At 64.6% G+C, this 3217-nt stretch carries 3 protein-coding genes; 1 reads left to right on the top strand and 2 read right to left on the bottom strand.

Annotated elements, in window-relative coordinates; translation table 11 throughout:
• Positions 1 to 5 precede the first annotated feature (5 nt).
• Positions 6 to 1316 carry a class I SAM-dependent methyltransferase gene (locus AAHS21_RS08300; protein WP_342927211.1) on the bottom strand — a complete coding sequence of 437 codons (1311 nt, stop codon included), beginning with the start codon at positions 1314 to 1316 and terminating at the stop codon, positions 6 to 8.
• The gene (locus tag AAHS21_RS08305) at positions 1313 to 2647 is read right to left on the bottom strand and encodes an FAD-binding oxidoreductase (RefSeq protein WP_342927212.1); all 1335 of its coding nucleotides are present in this window, start codon (positions 2645 to 2647) and stop codon (positions 1313 to 1315) included. Before AAHS21_RS08305 ends, AAHS21_RS08300 begins: the two co-directional genes overlap by 4 nt.
• 129 nt (positions 2648 to 2776) lie before the next feature.
• On the opposite strand from AAHS21_RS08305, the gene AAHS21_RS08310 reads away from it, so the two are divergent.
• On the top strand, positions 2777 to 3214 hold the full coding sequence (locus AAHS21_RS08310; RefSeq protein WP_342927213.1) for an SRPBCC family protein: 438 nt from the start codon (positions 2777 to 2779) through the stop codon (positions 3212 to 3214).
• Positions 3215 to 3217 lie beyond the last annotated feature (3 nt).

Here is a 3217-nt window from a genome sequence, read left to right on the forward strand (position 1 = left end):
CCTCGTTAAGGCTGCCACCACGGGCGCAGCGGCAGATCGTCGGCGCCGCGCCGCTCCACGTTGGCGGCCAGCACGTGATGAAGCTGAAGGTTGTTCTCGTCGAACGCAACTCGGGACGCCGCCATGTACAGGCCCCACACCTTGGCGACGGGAAGACCCACTTCCTCAACCGCCTCGTCCCAGTGCTCGACGAGGTTGCGGCACCAGTCGCGCAACGTCATCGCGTAGTGGTGGCGGAAGTTCTCGGTGTGCAACACCTCGAAACCCGAGTCCTGAATGTCGATCATGATGCGTCCCGAACCGGTCAGCTCACCGTCGGGGAAGACGTAGCGGTCGGTGAAACCGCCGGCAAACGTGTGCTGCTCGTTGTCGTGACGGGTGATGCAGTGGTTGAGCAGCAGCCCGCCGGTGCGCAGCTTCGACTTGAGGAAACTGAAATACGTGGGGTAGTTCTTCACCCCGACGTGCTCGGTCAGCCCGATCGACGAGACGGCGTCAAAGCCCGACTCCCGCACGTCGCGGTAGTCGGAGTGGCGCACCTCGGCCAGGTCGGCCAGGCCCTCGTTCTCGATCGCCCGTTGGGCCCACTTCGCCTGTTCGGCCGACAACGTCGCGCCGATGGCCCGGACGCCGTGGCGAGCGGCGTAGCGCACCATGCCGCCCCAGCCGCATCCCACGTCCAGCAGCCGGTCGCCCGGTTGCAGCTTGAGCTTGTCGAAGACCAGCCGGTACTTGTTGTCTTGCGCCTCTTCCAGAGTCGCGTCGGCGTCCGGATACACCGCGCAGGTGTAGGTCATCGACGGCCCCAGTACCCATTCGTAGAACGTGTTGGACACGTCGTAGTGGTGATGGATGGCTCCCGCATCGCGGGACTTGCTGTGCAGCAAGCCTTCTGCGAATCGGCGCCACCGCGGCGGGGTTTCCAGCGCCGGCGGGGCAATCGGCAGCAGGTGCTCGATACCGATCGAGCGGACCACCTGAGCCAGGGTCCACGCCGACGGCCGCTTGAAATCCACGCGGTCGGCCAGCATTCGGAGCAGCTCGTAGGGATCGCCGGGATGCACGCCGATGGGCTGCAGGTCTCCCGAGATGTAGGCGCGGGCGATGCCGAGCTCGCCGGGCGCCGTCGCCAGGTAGGTCGTGCCGCGCGGCGAGCAAAGGTCCAGTCCCAGCTCGGCGTCCGCGCTTCCGGCTGTGCTGCCGTCGTACGCGGTGAACTTGAGTGGGTGCCCACCGCTCGCGGTGAAGATGGCCAGCACCTCGGCCATGTTCAGCTTGCCCGTAATGGAGTGGTCGGGCTCTTTGGTTGTCGTCATCGCCGTTGCACCGCCTTTGCATAGAGATCGAGCAGACGAGAGTCGGGATCGTAAGACTTCTTGACCGTCTTGTACGCCTCACCGCCGTACAGCTGGTCGAATTCCTCACGGCTGTAAAAGGAGTCGGAGTACAACGACTTGTGCCCGTCGAGCTCACCGACCTTCGCCTCGATCGCCCGGTTGGTAGCTCCCACACCGTCGCCGGCGGGCACCGAAGACCAGAACCCGATGTTGACGTAGCTGACCTCCGCCGGTATCGGATACAGCGGCCAGCCCTCGTGGTCGCGAAGTCGCAACGGGCACAACCAGATCGGCGTGATCGGCACGTTGTCCAGAAACCACTCCAGAAATTCGCAGGCGCGCCCGATCGGCACCTCGACGTCCTGGACCACCCGCTCCCGGCCCGGACGCCCATGGTGGGCCTCAATCCGGTCGGAAACCCCGAAACGGCGATCCAACGCCACGAGCTTGGAGTAGACGCTGCTGCGCCGGTAGCGGCGCGGCCACCAGCGGCGCAGCCGCGGGTTCTGCACGCCGAATGCGCGTGAGCACCAAAACCAGTCGGTGTCCCAGCGCCAGAAATAGTCGTGCACCGTCAGCCGGTCGTCTTTGCTGTCCGTCGGGCCTGCGGGGTCGTGCCGCATCGACTGGTAGTAGATGTTTTTGCCGGTGTAGTCGCTGACCGGCCCGGGGGTGGTGGTGCGTCGGCCCACGCACAGGTAGCTCTCGTCGGGACCGAAGACCACCCCGTCCAGATAGTCGACCGGGATTCCACCTTGCCCACCGGTGTCGATGATGCGTTCGGCGGCCGCGATCAGTTCGGGCAACGAGTGAAATCGGATGTGCCGTAAGGCCACAAACGGCGCGATCGGTTCCAGCTCGATCCGCAGCCTCGTCGAATAACCGAGTGTCCCATAGGAATTGGGAAAAGCCCGGAACAGATCGCAGTGCTGATCGCGCGAAGCGGTGAGTAATTCGCCCGCGCCGGTCAGGATATCCATTTCCAGCACCGATTCGTGTGGCAAACCGTTACGGAACGACGCCGATTCGATGCCCAGTCCACTGACCGCGCCGCCGAGCGTGATGGTCTTGAGCTGGGGAACGACCAGCGGCGACAGGCCGTAGGGCAGGGTCGCGGCCACCAAATCCTGATAGGTGCACATGCCGGCCACATCGGCGGTGCGGGTATCGGGATCGACACTTAGGACGCCGGTCAGTCCCGAGGTGTCCAGGCCGCGGGCATCGCGTTTAGTGCGGGCGCGGAACAGGTTTGACGTGGGCTTGGCGAGCCGGACCGCGGACGTTACGGGGATGCAGCGATAACTCGCCATCAACCGATCGACGCCCGACGTGTGAGCCGAGAGTGCAGATCCAGAGCCTGGCACCACATATACCCTAGTCTTCGACCACACCCCGTGCACCCGCTCGCGAGCGGCATCACAACAGAGGAGTCGCGCCTGATGGCACAGGTCAGCGCAGCTAGCACCATTTTGATCAACGTCGAGCCCGGGGCCACGCTCGCCGCGGTGGCGGACTACCAGACCGTCCGCCCGAAGATCCTGTCCCCGCACTACAGCGAATACCAAGTGCTGCAGGGCGGTCAGGGCCAGGGCACCGTTGCGAAGTGGAAGCTTCAGGCCACCAAATCCCGGAGCCGCGACGTGCAGGCGACCGTCGATGTGGCTGGTCACAGCGTCATCGAGAAGGACGCGAACTCGTCGATGATCACCAACTGGACGGTGGCTCCGGCCGGCCCCGGATCTAGCGTGACCGTCAAAACCAGCTGGAATGGAGCCGGCGGCGTCAAGGGGTTTTTCGAAAAGACGTTTGCCCCGTTGGGACTGAGGAAGATTCAGGGTGAGGTGCTGGCCAACCTGAAGAAGGAGCTCGAAGGCTAGGCC

The sequence above is a fragment of the Mycobacterium sp. 050272 genome, from assembly GCF_039023525.1.
GTDB lineage: Bacteria > Actinomycetota > Actinomycetes > Mycobacteriales > Mycobacteriaceae > Mycobacterium.